Genomic DNA, 14,257 nt, shown 5'->3' with positions numbered 1-14,257 from the left:
TAATCTTCCTGATTAGTGCAGCAGGCTCAAATTGAGCGTGCGGCTGAGGTGTTCGGCGGCTAATTGGCCACGAACACTATTACCTGCCACATCCAGTGGCGGAGCGAAGGCGGCGATGGCGCACACGCCTGGGACGACGGCGAGAATACCGCCACCGACCCCGCTTTTGCCGGGCAAGCCGACTTTGTAATACCAGTCACCTGTGGTGTCATAAAGTCCGTTTAATGTCATTTCGGCCAAAATAGGTGCCACGTTTTTAGCCTGTACCACGCGTTTTCCGGTGACAGGGTTTACGCCGCCGTTGGCCAGCGTCACCCCCATGGTCACTAAGTCTTGGCAGGTAATCGACACCGAGCATTGGCGCGTGTAAACGGCGCACACCTCCATGGGGTCGGCGTACATGTAGCCATAGCTCTGCAACAACCAGGCAATGCCGCGGTTGTGTTGATTACTGGACGCTTCGGACTTGTACACCTCTTCGTTAACGCCCAATTCGCGCCCGGCAAAAGCGTTATAAGTCGATTGGATTTGTTCCCAGCGTGTTTGCGCGTTCTCGGCTGCCAGCAGGCTCACGGTGGCCATTGCCCCAGCGTTTACAAACGGATTGAGCGGTCGACCCTTGTGCAATTCCAGGGCGACCACTGAATTGAAGGGTTCCCCGGTTGGGTCGCAACCAATCTTGCTGCGCAGCACCTGCGGGCCGATTTCATCGAGCACATGGGCCAGGGTAAAAACTTTGGAAATCGACTCGATGGCAAAGGCGTAGTCGGTGTCTCCCACCTCGGCATGGGTGCCATCGCAAAACATGATGCTAATGCCGAATAAATGGGAAGGCACCGAGGCCAAATAGGGGATGTAGCTGGCGTTTTTGCCGTGCTGATTGTTGGCGAAACGTTGCAGTGCTTCGTCCAGCGCCTGTTTCACACTGTCATCGACAGTCGTGGGTTTTCGCTTCATTACGCTCGCTCCATGAGTGCTGTGTAGGAATGGAGACTATAGATCGTAAAAATAACGCTGAACGAAAATCGCACAGCAAACCTCAACGGGTTGTCTATGCTCGCTGGGTTGAAGTCGAGCCAGCAGGAGGCGGTCGGCTTGGCTGTGTTGTTCATTACTCAAGGAGAGCTCTCATGGCACTGCATCGCATTAAGCGTCACGGCGCAACCGACCCGGTCTTTGGTTCATCCGCCCTGGATCACGCCGCAGCGACCAAGTTATTCCCCCAGGCCGAGCAGTCGGCACGTGAGGTTTACCAGTTGGTTCACGACGAACTGTATCTGGACGGCAACTCGCGCCAGAACCTCGCCACCTTCTGCCAGACTTGGGCGGAAGACGAGGTTCACAAGCTGATGGACCTGTCGATCGACAAGAACATGATCGACAAAGATGAGTACCCACAATCAGCAGAGCTGGAAAATCGTTGCGTGCATATGCTGGCGGACTTGTGGCATTCCCCGGATGCGGCGAGCACATTGGGCACGTCCACGGTGGGGTCCAGCGAAGCGTGCATGCTGGGTGGCTTGGCAGCGCTCTGGCGCTGGCGTGCCGTGCGAAAAGCCGCCGGCAAATCGACATCAACCCCAAACATGGTGTGTGGTCCCGTGCAGGTGTGCTGGCATAAATTCGCCCGCTATTGGGATGTCGAAATTCGTGAAGTGCCGATGTCGCAAGGGCATTGGTTCATGACCCCGGAAGACCTCGACGGCCGGGTCGATGAGAACACCATCGTGGTGGTGCCGACCTTTGGCCAAACCTTCACTGGTTTGTATGAAACCGTAAAACCGCTGTCAGACGCACTCGATGAGCTGGAAAAACGCACGGGCCTGAGCGTGGATATTCATGTCGACGGTGCAAGCGGTGCATTTCTGGCGCCTTTTTGCGCGCCCGATGTGCTGTGGGACTTCCGTGTTGATCGGGTCAAATCCATCAGCACGTCCGGTCACAAATTCGGCTTGGCACCCTTGGGTGCTGGCTGGGTGATATGGCGTGATGCGAAAGAACTGCCAGAAGGACTGATTTTCCACGTGAACTACCTGGGCGGCGATATGCCAACTTTCGCCCTGAACTTTTCGCGTCCGGCGGGGCAGATTATTTCCCAGTACTACAACTTTTTGCGTCTGGGGCGTGAGGGATATGAGCGTATTCACTCGCAGTGCTACGAAACTGCGCAGTTCTTAGCGCGTGAACTGGTCAAGATCGGCCCGTTTGAAATGCTCTTCAATGGTGATCCGCAATTGGGCATTCCGGCGCTGACCTGGCGTTTGAAACCAGATGCGAAAACCAATTACTCGCTCTATGACCTGGCTGATCGTCTGCGTATCCGCGGCTGGCTGGTACCGGCCTATAGCCTGCCTGCGAATGTTGAAAACGTAGTGGTTCAGCGGATTTTGGTGAAGCAGGGCATGTCGATCGACATGGCGAAGTTGCTGCTTGAAGATTTCGCGCGGGACATCAAATTCCTCGAAGAACATCAGCCCCACGGCTTCAAAGGCCGCGAGGCTGAGGCGGGGAATCACGCCGGGCGTTAAGCTTGCGCCAACTGCTACAAGGTGCGCCCAGGGGTTAGTGCAGTTTCAGACGCGGCTCGGTGCCGCGTCCGATCCTGCTGCCGAGCATCAGCATCAGCGTGCGGAATGTTCCGTACAGCGCCATCTGGTGCATGCGGTACAGCGAAATGTAGAACATCCGCGCCAACCACCCTTCCAGCATGACGGTGCCCATCAGACTGCCCATCAAGTTACCCACAGCCGAAAAGCTCGACAGCGAAATCAGCGAGCCGTAATCGCGGTAGTGGTAGTCAGGTAACTGCGATTGGCCTTCAAGTCGCAATTTAAGCGATTTGGCCAGTAACGAAGCTTGTTGGTGAGCTGCTTGTGCACGAGGGGGAACCATTTTGTCTGTGCCAGGTTGCGGGCATGCTGCGCAATCGCCAAAGGCAAAAATGTTTTCGTCGCGGGTGCTTTGCAGGCTAGGGCGTACCACCAATTGGTTGATGCGGTTGGTTTCCAGCCCTGCCAGATCCTTAAGGAACCCCGGCGCACGTATCCCGGCGGCCCATACTTTCAAGCTGGCCGGGATCACTTTGCCGTCGGCGGTGATCAAGCTGTCGGCCGTGACTTCACTGACTGCGGAGTTGGTCAGCACCGTCACCCCAAGCTTCTCCAGGGTTTTATGCACAGGCCCGCCAATACGCTCAGGCAAGGCAGGCAGCACCCTAGGCCCCGCTTCGATCAGCGTGATGTGCATATTTTCAGGCTTGATGCGGTCAAGGCCGTAAGCGGCGAGTTCGTGAGCGGCGTTGTGCAATTCGGCGGCCAGCTCGACACCGGTCGCACCGGCCCCCACGATTGCCACGCTAATGGTCTCGACTGCATCGGTTTGCCCAGCATGCGCACGCAGGTAGTGGTTGAGCAATTGTTGATGAAAACGCTCAGCCTGTTTGCGGGTGTCCAGAAACAGGCAATGCTCAGCCGCGCCCTTGGTGCCGAAATCATTGGTCGTACTGCCCACCGCAATGACTAGCGTGTCGTAGCTCAGCTCGCGCGCAGGCACCAGCTCTTGCCCATTTTCGTCGAGGGTTGCCGACAGTGAGATCTTTTTCAGCTCACGGTCCAATCCGCTCATGCGCCCCAGCTGGAATTCGAAGTGATTCCATTTGGCCTGAGCGACATAATTGAGCTCGTCTTCCGACGAGTTCAGCGAGCCGGCTGCGACTTCATGCAACAGCGGTTTCCAGATGTGGGTCAAGTTGGCGTCGACCAGCGTGACGCTGGCTTTAGCGCGTTTGCCCAGGGTTTTGCCCAGGCGGGTCGCCAACTCCAAACCGCCAGCGCCGCCGCCGACGATCACAATACGATGGGTCATAGGTATCACTCACAAGGCTTAAAAAAATCAGTGCATGAGTTACCCGAGCGAGCGCAAGGCAGCTCAAAGCGTCGGATAACTTAGAAATTGGCATGCTGCTCATCATCTGGTTTCAGGTGGCAGGGCATAGAATTGTTGCCTCGTCAGATAGACGTAGCAGGATGAGTGAAAGCTACAGCATTAGATCCATCGGAATCAAAGCCAGAATAACGCTTGAGGCCCAAAGCTTCGACGCGCAGTTTGTCGGGTAGACGAACGAGGTCGTTTTCAATTAACCCCTCTGGCTTCACAGGCTGATGCCCACATCGAAAATAATGCTGCGGCCCAGGTTGTTGCGCAGAAAGTCCGGCGCATCTGGCTGTGCAAACAAGACGCGGGCAAAAGTCGGCCCCACCAGTGACAACGAGCGCCAGCCTTGACGTAAATATTCGGTTGGCGGTGGGAAATGGCTGTTCAGGTCCAGCACTTCACGTTTAAGGCTGGAAAAAGCAATGATGTCCAGTTGCCCCAAATCGATGTCGCGCTCTTGGTAGTTCTTGGTCTTCTTATGTAGCGTGGGGCCCAGGCGTTGCAGCAGTTTGCTGGCCGGAATCCGTTTGGGCCGTGCTTCGCGGCGCACCAGTTGGCTCAGCGAATAGGCGCTGCGACGGCGCTGGAGTTCTTCTCGCCACTCATCATTCAGGCGCCGTCCTTCATCCAGCACAAAAAAAACTTCAAAGCGCGCATCGCCAAACAATACGTCGGGCGGCTCCTGACTGGCCTGCATGAAGTCTTCGGTGTGATATGGGATGTTTAAACCCTGAAGCAGGCGCTGGCATACCCAACGTTCCCGCTCCCATTTGCGGGCATTGGATAGAAAGGCATTGGCTTGTTCGGCCTGTATCGTGAGCAGGCGCAGGTAATCAGAGTCATCCATGTACGCAGCTTAGGCGTGCGTCAGCGCTCGCGCGACTTCAATTCGCTGATTTCAAGGTCGAGTTGAATCAGTTGGGGCGGTTGAGATCCTTTATCAGCCGTTTGTAATTCGCCACATTTTGCTTCACATACGTATCCAAGGCTTCGCCGGTGAGGGCAAAAGGCAGCAACTTGCGTTCGGCTCGAAGGGTGGTGAAGGCTGGCGAAGCCAGTTGCTTATCGAACGTCTCTTTCCACCAGATGTAATCTTCTTCGCTCACGCCGGGGCCAAGGTAGAAACCCCGGACCACCGGGCAGACGATGTCGTAGCCCTGTTCTCTGGCGGTAGGGATGTCTTTCATTTCGGGGGCGTTCAGCCGGTTTTCAGAGAACACTGCGAGCAGGCGCATTTGACCATTGAGCACATAGGGCATGGATTCGAAAACGTCGGTGCTGCTGACCTGAATGTACTCACCGAGCAAGGCGGTGGCGATTTCACCACCGCCTTCCAAAGCGATGTTGCGCAAGTCTTGTATCTGGATGCCGGCGGCCTTGGCAATTAATGCTGCCTGTAACCAGTCGTGGCTGCCAGCGGTGCCACTGGTGCCAAACAAGACTTGGCGCGGGTTCTTTTTCAGTGCGTTGACCAGGTCATCGAGGTTTTTGTACGGCGAGTCGCTTTTGACCGCAATTGCGCCATAACTTTTGCCCACCGCCGCGACCCAGCGCACCGCGCTTTCATCAAAGCGTCCAAACTTGCCTTGCGCGAGGCTCAATAAAGAGCCGCTTGACCAGGCGACCAGCGTGCCGGGCTCGGCATTGCGCTGCGCAACGATCGTGTTGTAGGTGACTGCTCCGACCCCGCCGGGCAGGTAGGTCACCCGCATCGGTTCGCTCAACACCTGACTGTCAGCTAGAGCACTCTTGACCAACTGGCACGTCAAGTCGCCGCCACCCCCAGGAGCGCCCGGAACAATGCATTCCGGATGAGAAGGGGCGGCGGCGAACACGGGTGTTGCCATCAACATACCAATGGCCGCTTGAGCGAAACGATGTGGGGACAAAAACATGGCGGTCTCTCTTAAGCATTATGTTTTTCAGGCACACCGCTTTTCATCATCACCAGATGCGAAGCGTGTAACTCACCAGCAACCTGACTTCATCGGCATCACGGGCAAAGTCTGAGCGATACGTGGCATTACGCAGTCTTAGCGCAACGTTTTTCAACGCTCCGCTCTGAACCACGTACTTGATTTCACTGTTGCGCTCCCACTCTTTGCCGGTGCTGCCATTTTTTAGCTTCACATGGTCGCCACTTACATAACGGCTCATGAAGCTCAGTCCAGGAATGCCCTGCGCGGCGAAATCGTAGTCGTAGCGTGCTTGCCACGATCGTTCCTGAGCGCCCGCAAAGTCATTGATCTGCACGAAGTTGACCAGATAAGGGTCGCTGCCATCGACATAAGGGAATGCCGTGTCACCGGACATGTGCTGGTAAGCCGCGCTGAGCTTATGGCCATTGAGGCCAAAACCAATCATGCCGTTGAGCGAGGTGTTATCGATTTTTCCGCCGCGTGCCTGGCCTTGATCATCACTGAAGGCGGCTCGCAGATCACTGGTGAACGTGCCTGGGCCCAGTTTTTGCGCCGAGGTCAACCCCACAAAATGCTGGCGGTAAACGTCGTCGAGTTGGGCAAAGTAGTAGCTGGCGAGGGTTTTTGCGCCGAGTGTGTAGCTCAGGCCCGCTGTGTCGAAATGCTTGCCAGCTGCGTTACCGAGAAAGCGACTGTTCTTGTTGTTCAGGGCGATGTCTTCCCAGTGGGTAGAATCGCGATCCTTGACCTTGTCCAGGCGTGCGCCGGTGAGCGTCAGGTCCTTGACCTCCGTTGATGTCAGCAGGCCACCCTCAAACGTTTGCGGCAGGATGCGTCCGTCGTTGGGTTTGAGAGTGGGCAATTGCGGGATCAATGTGCCGACTTTTAACTCGGTCGCAGAGACCTTTACCTTGGCGCTTACACCCAGTTTTGAATACTCGTTCACTGCGCGACCGTCATGACCTGTCGGTAAAAGGCCCGTACCCGTGCGGTCCGGGCTAGAGTCAAGCTTCACCCCGAGCATGCCCAAGGCATCGACGCCAAATCCGACGACACCGTCGGTATAGCCCGACTCAACGTTGAGCATGAAACCTTGCGCCCACTCGTCTCGTCGCGACTGCTGCGCGCTGGTGCCATCGCGAAAATCGCGGTTGAAATACATGTTGCGCGTTTCGAGGGTTGCGCTGCTGTCTTCGAAGAAAGCGGCGTAGCCACAAGGGGTGAATCCAACGAGTGCACTGGCAAGCGCTGTGGATTTCAGGCGCAGGGTACGGGCAGGCGCAATGGCCTGAGGGAGCATGAGTGGCATCTTAGGGATCCAATATTGTTCTTATAATTGCCGAAAACACAGCGAGGTGTTTTTCGGTGGTGCTGCAGGGTGTGTGGTTCACCACATCGGCCCTTAGGCGATGCTAAGACCCTGACCTTTCGATAACCTTTCAATATGTTTCATTATCGATACGGCTTCATCTGGGCTGATACTTTCAGGCGTTAAGCTTTCTGGGTGTTTGCCTGAGCAGCCACGCGGTCCCAAACGGGTGACAAGGAGGGTTGGCATATGATCGGCGCCCAGGTGTTATCGGCGCACACGTTGCTGATTGGCTGGCTGCTGTATGTGCCTGCGGTACTGTGGACCATCTGGCGAATGCTGTGCACGTATGGTCGAACGGGCACAGCCGCATAACCCCTTTGTGTACAGGGTAGCCGTTGCCAAAGGCTGCGATCAGGGGCGAAGGCCTTGGCTTTTGAAAAAGCCCGACCTTAGCGGGCTCAATCGCAGCCTGCGGCAGCGGCTACAGGAGGTTGTGGTTAATGCCGAGTGTCTGGCAACTCGCCTGAAAACAAATCATCTTCAGCGTCCGGGCTGACCGGAATTTTGTGTTCTTCGCTGGCCCAGGCGCCCAAGTCAATCAGCTTGCAACGGTCCGAGCAGAAAGGCCGGAACGTGCTGGTTGCACTCCATTCCACTGCGTCGCCACAGGTGGGGCAGTCTACGATCATCGGTTTGCTCATGGTTGGCCTCCGCACAACGTTAAATAAAAGTGATGCAGACGCTCAACTTCGGTTTTAAGCGTCTTTAAGTCGGTGTCGTTTACCAGCACGTCATCAGCATGGCGCAGACGTTCTTCTCGGCTGGCCTGGGCGTTGAGGATAGCCTGCACTTGCGCTTCACTGGTGTTGTCACGCAGCAGTGTTCGCTGCACTTGCAAGGCTTGCGGCGCATCGATTACCAGCACTCGCCGGGTTGTCGCGTATTGGCCGGACTCGATCAGCAATGGTGATACCAAAATGGCGTAGGGCGATTGAGCCTGAGCCAGATTGTGAGCGATCTCCTCGCGGATCAGCGGGTGCAGCAACGCTTCAAGCCAGCGGCGCTGTTGCGGGTCACTGAAGATCAGGCTACGCAACGCGCCACGATCAAGTTGCCCGTCGGCCTGGAGCACGCCATCGCCGAAGTGTTGCGCGATTTTGGCCAGCGCCGGGCGCCCCGGTTCAACTACCCAGCGCGCTGCATGATCGGCGTCCACTACGTGAACACCCAAGGTGGCAAAGTGCTCGGCAGCGGCACTTTTGCCGCTGCCGATACCGCCGGTCAGGCCGAGAATCCAGGGTTTGGAAGATGAGGTATTCATTTCAAACCGAAAGCTGCCAATAGAAGTCGGTTATTTGACCACCCCAGAGCAATGCAATCCAGCCAGCAATTGCCAGATAGGGTGCAAAGGGGATGGGCGTTGAGGTCTGCGCCCGGCGCAAGCCCAAGAGGCTCAACCCCACAAGGGCGCCCAGCAGTGATGAGAGGACGACGGTCAACGGCAAAATCGCGACGCCGCCCCATGCCCCGAGCATGGCCAGCAGCTTGAAGTCGCCGTAGCCCATGCCGTCCTTGCCGGTGAACAGTTTGAACAGCCAGAAAATGCCCCACAGGCAGGCATAGCCAAGCGCTGCGCCCCACACGGCTTGGGGCAGGCTGGTGAACGTATCGACACTGTTGAGCAGCAACCCCAGCCAGAGCAACGGCAGCACCAACACATCGGGCACGATTTGATGTTTAAGGTCGATCAGGCAAATGCCGAGCAATCCCCAGGTCAGCACCAGCATCCAGCCCGCCTGTGCGCTAAAGCCCAAATCCCAGGCAATAAACGCCGACAGCAACCCGCACGTCAGTTCGGTGGCGGGGTAACCCGCACTAATAGCGGTTTTGCAGTGCGAGCACTTGCCGCGCAGCAGCAGATAGCTCAGTAACGGAATGTTCTCCCAAGGCCGCAATTGATGCTGACAATGCGGGCAATGGGAGCGGGGCAGCATCAAGTTATACACAGGGCCCTGGGTCGGAGCGGGCAGTTCAAGCAGTTCACGGGCCTGTGCCTGCCAGTCCTGTTCGAGCATCCTGGGCAGGCGCCACGCCAGCACATTGATAAAGCTGCCCACCAGCAGGCCAAGCACCAGGGCGCAGGCGATAAGGGCGCCGGGCTGAAGGGTTAAAAAATCAATCATGCTCAAATCACTTGGCCCAGTTTGAATATCGGTAAATACATGGCAATCACCAGCCCACCCACCATGACGCCCAGAACGGCCATGATTGCCGGTTCCATTAACGTTGTCAGGTTGTCGACCAGGTTGTCGACCTCGTTCTCATAATAGGTGGCAACGTGATTTAGCATGTCGTCCAATGTGCCGGATTCTTCGCCAATTGCTGTCATCTGAATCGCCATGCCCGGAAACACCCCGGCGGCGCTCATCGCGACATGGATCTGGCTACCGGTTGCCACGTGTTGCCTGAGCTGTTGCACGGCCTCTCTGTACACGTTATTGCCCGTAGCACCGGCCACGGCATTCAAGGCGTCGAGCAACGGAACCCCGGCGGCAATCGTTGTGGATAACGTGCGGGCAAATCGGGCGATGGCTGACAAGTGCAGCAGCAGGCCGATTAACGGCAGTTTCAGCAGCCAGCGATCGAGGCGATGACGCAGGGATTGAGAATGTTTATAGCGCTGTCGAAAGCTGATAAACATCAGGCAAACACCGCCGAACATCCACAAGCCGTATTGCGTCAGCCATTCGGACAAGGCAATCACGCCTAAGGTGAACACCGGCAGTTGGGCGTCAAATGAGCTGAAAATACCCTGGAATTGCGGCACCACTTCAATCAGCAAAATAGCGCTGACCAGCAGTGCTACCAGCAATACGGCCACGGGGTAGGTCATGGCCTTTTTGATTTTCTTTTTCAGCACTTCGGTTTTTTCTGTGTAGGTCGCTACTCGTTGTAGCAACACATCCAGAGCCCCGGCCTGTTCGCCGGCTTCGATGAGGTTGCAAAACAGCGCGTCGAAGTGAGCCGGTTTTTTACGCAGTGCCGACGCCAGGTTGATGCCAGCACTGATGTCTTGTTTAAGCTCGGTCACCAATTGGCGCATCGCGGGATGCTCGAAGCCATTGGCTATCACCTCAAGGGCTTGTAGCAATGGGATTCCGGCTTTGATCAAGGTCGCCAGCTGGCGAGTAAACAGTGAGATTTCCAGCGCTTTGACCGATTTCCCCGGGCGTGGCTCGCGGCCATCACACCGCTGGATTTTACCTGCGGTAATACCTTGGCGACGCAGTTGAACCCGGATCATGGCGTGGCTGTCGGCGGTGAGCTCACCCCTGACATGAGCGCCGTTGAAGTCAGTGCCTTCCCAGCGATAAATACTGGTTTTAAAGGTCTGTGTTGCCATGCTTTTGTCCTTGAAGAGCCGAGCACTCTGTTGTGCTTTGGGCTCCAAAGCGTAGATGCCATGCCCCATGAACTGCTTACCGGAAGGTTTCCAAAGGTGTCCACTGTGCAGTTGTGGAGCATCCGCCCGCTAACCTTGATAGCCTGTGCGCACTTTTTGGCCGCTCAGCATGGTTTTGGCGTCTGGCCGCTGGGCCACGTCCCACTTTTTGGAGACTTCACGTGAAACAACAACACGGCTTCACCCTGATCGAAATGATGATCGTGGTTGCGATCATTGGCTTGATCGCCTCGTTCGCACTCCCGGCGTATCACGAGCACACCATGAAGGTCCGTTTTGCCGAGCTGAACACCCTCAGTAGCCCCTACAAAACGGCGGTAGCCCTGTGCTACAGCGAGAGCAATGATTTGAGCGTCTGCGATGCCGGTACCCACGGTATTGCGGCCCCGGCCGAGCCTACCGACAATCTGGCGGGCATGACGGTGATCGATGGTGTGATCAGCATGACCGGCACCGAGGCAGCGGGTGGTTGGACCAGCGTCTTGACCCCGGCGTTGGGCGGCTCGGGCAGCACGCTGGTGTGGACGCAAACCGGTACCTGCCTGGAAAGCGGGGCCTGTAAATAACTGTATTGACGCCAACATTGTGTAGCCGCAGCCCATCGCAGCCTGCGGCAGCGGCTACAGGTTCATCTGCGCCGACATTGACGTCCGAAAATGGCGAGAACTGGCAAAAGTGCGGTGCTATTCTCGGCCCCATGAGCACCCATGACAGCCTCTTCTCGCCCAGCACCGCCGCCTGCGAAATCGCCCGTTTAAGCCGCGATGCGCGGTTTGACGGGGTGTTTTTTACCGCCGTTCTCAGTACGCGAATCTACTGCCGGCCCGTATGCCCGGCGCGCCCGCCCAAAGCCGAGAACGTGGTGTATTACCCCAGCGCAGCTGCCGCTCAAGCCCAAGGCTTCCGGCCCTGCTTGCGTTGTCGGCCCGAGTTGGCGCCAGGCAATCAGCTGTGGTTGCACGGTGAGCATTTGGTATCGCGGGCGCTGAAGCTTATTAATGAAGGTTATCTGGCCGATCATTCACTTGAGGAACTGGCCGAGCGCATGCACATCGGTGCCCGGCAGTTGCGCCGCTTGTTCGTCCAGCACCTGGGTGCACCGCCCATCGCGGTGCATGCCACCCAGCGCTTACTGTTTGCCAAACAGTTGCTGACCGAAACAGACCTGTCGATCACCGAAGTGGCAATGGCGTCAGGCTTTCGCAGCTTGCGGCGTTTCAATTCGGCGTTTGCCGAGGCCAATCATGCTGAGCCTCGGGCTTTCAGACGCAGCCCCAAAGCGCGGGCGAACAAGGCGCTGGTACTGCGTTTGGGGTATCGCCCGCCGTATGACTTCAAGGCGCTGCTGGGTTTTTTGCAGACTCGGGCCTTGCCCGGTATCGAACAGGTTGACGCTCATGGCTATCAGCGGGTGTTTGGCGACCCGGTGGCACCCGCATGGCTGCGGGTCAGCGAGTGGCCGGGCGAGCAGCACGCGCTGCAACTGGAATTGTTAAATGTGCCTCCGAGCCAAATGCTCAGCGTAGTCACACGGATTCGGCGGATGTTTGATCTGGATGCCGACCCGCTGGCCATCGCTCAGACCTTAAGTGTCAGCCCGTTACTGGCGCCTGTCATCGAACGCTATCCGGGCCTGCGTCTTCCGGGTGGCTGGGACGGCTTTGAAGTTGCTGTGCGTGCGGTGCTGGGTCAGCAAGTCAGCGTTGCAGCGGCGCGCACCCTGGCCAGTCGCATCGTGCAGCGCCATGGCATTGCGATTGAGCCGGTTGCAGGCCAGGGTTTGAATCGGTTGTTCCCCGGCCCCGAGCAATTGGCTGGCGCGGACATGGGGCAAATGGGCATCACTCAGGCTCGGATCGACACCCTTCAAGGCATTGCCCGTGCTTTGCTTGACGGGCGTGTGGATTTTGCCCTCGAACAACCGCTGCAAACCTTTATCAGTCGTTGGGTGCTGTTGCCGGGAATCGGTGACTGGACTGCGCATTACATCGCCATGCGCGTACTCAAACACCCTGATGCTTTTCCGGCAGCCGATTTGATTCTGCGCCGCGCAGCCAACCCCCTCGGTATGCCAATGACCACCAAGGCCCTGCAAACACTGGCCCAAAGCTGGCGCCCGTGGCGAGCCTATTCCGTGATGTATTTATGGCGTGCAGCCAGCGACTCGGCGGCTGCACGCAAGGAGTCGACATGATGCAGATTTACTACGACCAAATGCCATCACCCATTGGCCCGCTGTTTTTGGTGGCCGATGATGAAGGCTTGCGCGAAATACGTTTCGAGCTGGAGCGTCGTAAACATGCTCCGCTCGAAGGCTGGGAGCATTCGCCGCAAAAGCTGGCGCCTGTACGCCGTCAGCTTGAAGAGTATTTTGCGGGCGTTCGCCAGACGTTTGACCTGCCGCTCAAGCCGTTGGGCACCGAGTTTCAGCGATCGGTATGGCAAGCACTGACGACCATTCCCTATGCGGTCACCACGAGCTACGGCCAGTTATCGCAACAGATCGAGCGACCCAAGGCCTCGCGTGCGGTAGGCGCTGCGAATGGACGCAACCCGATCCCGATTATCATCCCGTGCCATCGGGTGATCGGCAGCAATGGCACCCTGACCGGTTTTGCAGGCGGCCTGGCAGCCAAGCAATGGCTGTTGGCGATGGAGGCAGCTTGCAGCGCTAGCTAGATACTTAAGCGCATCGACAAATCCACCGCTCTGACATCTTTGGTCATGGCGCCAATCGATATGTAGTCCACACCGGTTTCGGCAATCGGGCGCAAGGTGGATTCGTTGATCCCGCCGCTGGCTTCCAGCTTGGCTTTGCCAGCGTTGAGACGCACCGCTTCGCGCATGTCGTCCATGCTCAACTCGTCGAGCATGATGATGTCTGCGCCCGCATCCAGCGCTTCCTTTAGTTCACTCAGGCTTTCGACTTCGACCTCCACCGGCTTGCCGGGGGCGATCTTGTGCGCGGCACTGATGGCTTGGGCGATACCGCCGCAGGCCGCGATATGGTTTTCCTTGATCAAAAACGCATCGTACAAACCAATGCGGTGGTTATGGCAACCGCCACAGGTCACGGCATATTTTTGCGCCAAACGCAGACCCGGTAGGGTTTTGCGGGTATCGAGCAACTTGACCTGAGTGTCTGCGACTTTGTCGGCCAGCGACTGTGCGTGCGTCGCAACGCCAGACAACATTTGCAAGAAGTTGAGGGCGCTGCGTTCACCGCTGAGCAGCGAGCGAGCCGGGCCTTCAAGGTGAAACAGTATTTGGTTGGGGCTCACGCGCTCACCATCGACGACTTGCCAGTGCACGGCAACCCGAGGGTCCAACTGGCGGAAGACTGCATCGACCCACGCGGTACCGCTGATCACGGCAGCCTCGCGAGTGATGATTGTGGCTTTGGCCAGACGTTCGGCCGGAATCAGTCGTGCAGTGATGTCGCCGCTGCCAATGTCTTCGGCTAACGCGCGGCGCACGTTGGCTTCGATTTCGGCAGTGAGGTCGGCCAGATGTAAATTCGGCATAACGCGCTCCACAAACAAAGTGCAGCGATTATATGTCTATGCCGCCGCCGAACCCAAGGTGCGCCTTGCAGTGCCAGTAAATGCCCTAACTGTGCGGCTTTTGGCA

15 protein-coding genes are annotated in these 14,257 nt (G+C 57.2%); 5 read left to right on the top strand and 10 right to left on the bottom strand.

Annotated features, from left to right (window positions below; translation table 11 throughout):
* Positions 1 to 12: 12 nt before the first annotated feature.
* On the bottom strand, positions 13 to 957 hold the full coding sequence (gene glsA / locus ACIQYF_RS12290; protein ID WP_402861559.1) for a glutaminase A: 945 nt from the start codon (positions 955 to 957) through the stop codon (positions 13 to 15).
* Positions 958 to 1,130: 173 nt separating this feature from the next.
* On the opposite strand from glsA, the gene ACIQYF_RS12285 reads away from it, so the two are divergent.
* Positions 1,131 to 2,528 (top strand): glutamate decarboxylase, encoded by a 1,398-nt coding sequence (locus tag ACIQYF_RS12285; RefSeq protein WP_402861556.1) that lies wholly within the window; start codon positions 1,131 to 1,133, stop codon positions 2,526 to 2,528.
* Between the two features lie 34 nt (positions 2,529 to 2,562).
* Here the strand turns inward: ACIQYF_RS12285 and ACIQYF_RS12280 are convergent, their stop codons facing one another.
* The 4 genes from ACIQYF_RS12280 to ACIQYF_RS12265 form a co-directional block, all read right to left on the bottom strand.
* Positions 2,563 to 3,864 (bottom strand): NAD(P)/FAD-dependent oxidoreductase, encoded by a 1,302-nt coding sequence (locus tag ACIQYF_RS12280; RefSeq protein ID WP_402861553.1) that lies wholly within the window; start codon positions 3,862 to 3,864, stop codon positions 2,563 to 2,565.
* A 286-nt stretch (positions 3,865 to 4,150) separates the two neighbouring features.
* Positions 4,151 to 4,780: a DUF1780 domain-containing protein gene (locus ACIQYF_RS12275; protein WP_402861550.1), complete on the bottom strand. Its 630-nt coding sequence runs from the start codon at positions 4,778 to 4,780 to the stop codon at positions 4,151 to 4,153.
* Between the two features lie 67 nt (positions 4,781 to 4,847).
* The gene (locus ACIQYF_RS12270; protein WP_402861547.1) at positions 4,848 to 5,828 is read right to left on the bottom strand and encodes a Bug family tripartite tricarboxylate transporter substrate binding protein; all 981 of its coding nucleotides are present in this window, start codon (positions 5,826 to 5,828) and stop codon (positions 4,848 to 4,850) included.
* 49 nt (positions 5,829 to 5,877) lie between these two features.
* Positions 5,878 to 7,161 (bottom strand): OprD family porin, encoded by a 1,284-nt coding sequence (locus ACIQYF_RS12265; RefSeq protein WP_402861544.1) that lies wholly within the window; start codon positions 7,159 to 7,161, stop codon positions 5,878 to 5,880.
* A 249-nt stretch (positions 7,162 to 7,410) separates the two neighbouring features.
* Here ACIQYF_RS12265 and ACIQYF_RS12260 point away from each other — a divergent pair, with 249 nt between their 5' ends.
* Positions 7,411 to 7,536 (top strand): hypothetical protein, encoded by a 126-nt coding sequence (locus tag ACIQYF_RS12260; protein ID WP_402861541.1) that lies wholly within the window; start codon positions 7,411 to 7,413, stop codon positions 7,534 to 7,536.
* A gap of 125 nt (positions 7,537 to 7,661) precedes the next feature.
* Here the strand turns inward: ACIQYF_RS12260 and yacG are convergent, their stop codons facing one another.
* Genes yacG through ACIQYF_RS12240 form a run of 4 tightly spaced genes read right to left on the bottom strand, consistent with a single transcriptional unit; the run spans position 7,662 to position 10,567 of the window.
* Positions 7,662 to 7,865 carry a DNA gyrase inhibitor YacG gene (yacG, locus tag ACIQYF_RS12255; RefSeq protein WP_402861538.1) on the bottom strand — a complete coding sequence of 68 codons (204 nt, stop codon included), beginning with the start codon at positions 7,863 to 7,865 and terminating at the stop codon, positions 7,662 to 7,664.
* Positions 7,862 to 8,485, bottom strand: coding sequence for a dephospho-CoA kinase (gene coaE, locus ACIQYF_RS12250; RefSeq protein WP_402861535.1), 624 nt, complete (start codon positions 8,483 to 8,485; stop codon positions 7,862 to 7,864). The genes yacG and coaE overlap by 4 nt, the downstream gene beginning before the upstream one ends.
* Position 8,486: 1 nt before the next feature.
* Positions 8,487 to 9,347, bottom strand: a complete 861-nt coding sequence (locus ACIQYF_RS12245; RefSeq protein WP_402861532.1) for a prepilin peptidase — start codon at positions 9,345 to 9,347, stop codon at positions 8,487 to 8,489.
* A gap of 2 nt (positions 9,348 to 9,349) precedes the next feature.
* The gene (locus tag ACIQYF_RS12240) at positions 9,350 to 10,567 is read right to left on the bottom strand and encodes a type II secretion system F family protein (protein WP_402861529.1); all 1,218 of its coding nucleotides are present in this window, start codon (positions 10,565 to 10,567) and stop codon (positions 9,350 to 9,352) included.
* A 221-nt stretch (positions 10,568 to 10,788) separates the two neighbouring features.
* Here ACIQYF_RS12240 and ACIQYF_RS12235 point away from each other — a divergent pair, with 221 nt between their 5' ends.
* From ACIQYF_RS12235 to ACIQYF_RS12225, 3 genes are all read left to right on the top strand, one after another.
* Positions 10,789 to 11,193, top strand: a complete 405-nt coding sequence (locus tag ACIQYF_RS12235) for a prepilin-type N-terminal cleavage/methylation domain-containing protein (protein WP_402861526.1) — start codon at positions 10,789 to 10,791, stop codon at positions 11,191 to 11,193.
* Positions 11,194 to 11,324: 131 nt separating this feature from the next.
* Positions 11,325 to 12,821 (top strand): AlkA N-terminal domain-containing protein, encoded by a 1,497-nt coding sequence (locus tag ACIQYF_RS12230; RefSeq protein ID WP_402861523.1) that lies wholly within the window; start codon positions 11,325 to 11,327, stop codon positions 12,819 to 12,821.
* A complete protein-coding gene (locus ACIQYF_RS12225) occupies positions 12,818 to 13,306 on the top strand; it encodes a methylated-DNA--[protein]-cysteine S-methyltransferase (protein ID WP_402861520.1) in 489 nt (162 codons plus the stop codon). Before ACIQYF_RS12230 ends, ACIQYF_RS12225 begins: the two co-directional genes overlap by 4 nt.
* Here ACIQYF_RS12225 and nadC read toward each other — a convergent pair.
* Positions 13,303 to 14,151 carry a carboxylating nicotinate-nucleotide diphosphorylase gene (gene nadC / locus ACIQYF_RS12220; protein WP_402861517.1) on the bottom strand — a complete coding sequence of 283 codons (849 nt, stop codon included), beginning with the start codon at positions 14,149 to 14,151 and terminating at the stop codon, positions 13,303 to 13,305. The two genes, ACIQYF_RS12225 and nadC, sit on opposite strands and share 4 nt — an antisense overlap.
* Positions 14,152 to 14,257: the final 106 nt, after the last annotated feature.

Source organism: Pseudomonas sp. NPDC096917, assembly GCF_044762555.1.
GTDB lineage: Bacteria > Pseudomonadota > Gammaproteobacteria > Pseudomonadales > Pseudomonadaceae > Aquipseudomonas.
This window is presented reverse-complemented; position numbering and strand designations above follow the sequence as displayed.

Bases quoted from the DNA above. Each gene is read 5' to 3' on its own strand.
- glsA (WP_402861559.1), bottom strand. From the start codon at position 957: ATGAAGCGAAAACCCACGACTGTCGATGACAGTGTGAAACAGGCGCTG.
- ACIQYF_RS12285 (WP_402861556.1), top strand. From the start codon at position 1,131: ATGGCACTGCATCGCATTAAGCGTCACGGCGCAACCGACCCGGTCTTT.
- ACIQYF_RS12280 (WP_402861553.1), bottom strand. From the start codon at position 3,864: ATGACCCATCGTATTGTGATCGTCGGCGGCGGCGCTGGCGGTTTGGAG.
- ACIQYF_RS12275 (WP_402861550.1), bottom strand. From the start codon at position 4,780: ATGGATGACTCTGATTACCTGCGCCTGCTCACGATACAGGCCGAACAA.
- ACIQYF_RS12270 (WP_402861547.1), bottom strand. From the start codon at position 5,828: ATGTTTTTGTCCCCACATCGTTTCGCTCAAGCGGCCATTGGTATGTTG.
- ACIQYF_RS12265 (WP_402861544.1), bottom strand. From the start codon at position 7,161: ATGCCACTCATGCTCCCTCAGGCCATTGCGCCTGCCCGTACCCTGCGC.
- ACIQYF_RS12260 (WP_402861541.1), top strand. From the start codon at position 7,411: ATGATCGGCGCCCAGGTGTTATCGGCGCACACGTTGCTGATTGGCTGG.
- yacG (WP_402861538.1), bottom strand. From the start codon at position 7,865: ATGAGCAAACCGATGATCGTAGACTGCCCCACCTGTGGCGACGCAGTG.
- coaE (WP_402861535.1), bottom strand. From the start codon at position 8,485: ATGAATACCTCATCTTCCAAACCCTGGATTCTCGGCCTGACCGGCGGT.
- ACIQYF_RS12245 (WP_402861532.1), bottom strand. From the start codon at position 9,347: ATGATTGATTTTTTAACCCTTCAGCCCGGCGCCCTTATCGCCTGCGCC.
- ACIQYF_RS12240 (WP_402861529.1), bottom strand. From the start codon at position 10,567: ATGGCAACACAGACCTTTAAAACCAGTATTTATCGCTGGGAAGGCACT.
- ACIQYF_RS12230 (WP_402861523.1), top strand. From the start codon at position 11,325: ATGAGCACCCATGACAGCCTCTTCTCGCCCAGCACCGCCGCCTGCGAA.
- ACIQYF_RS12225 (WP_402861520.1), top strand. From the start codon at position 12,818: ATGATGCAGATTTACTACGACCAAATGCCATCACCCATTGGCCCGCTG.
- nadC (WP_402861517.1), bottom strand. From the start codon at position 14,151: ATGCCGAATTTACATCTGGCCGACCTCACTGCCGAAATCGAAGCCAAC.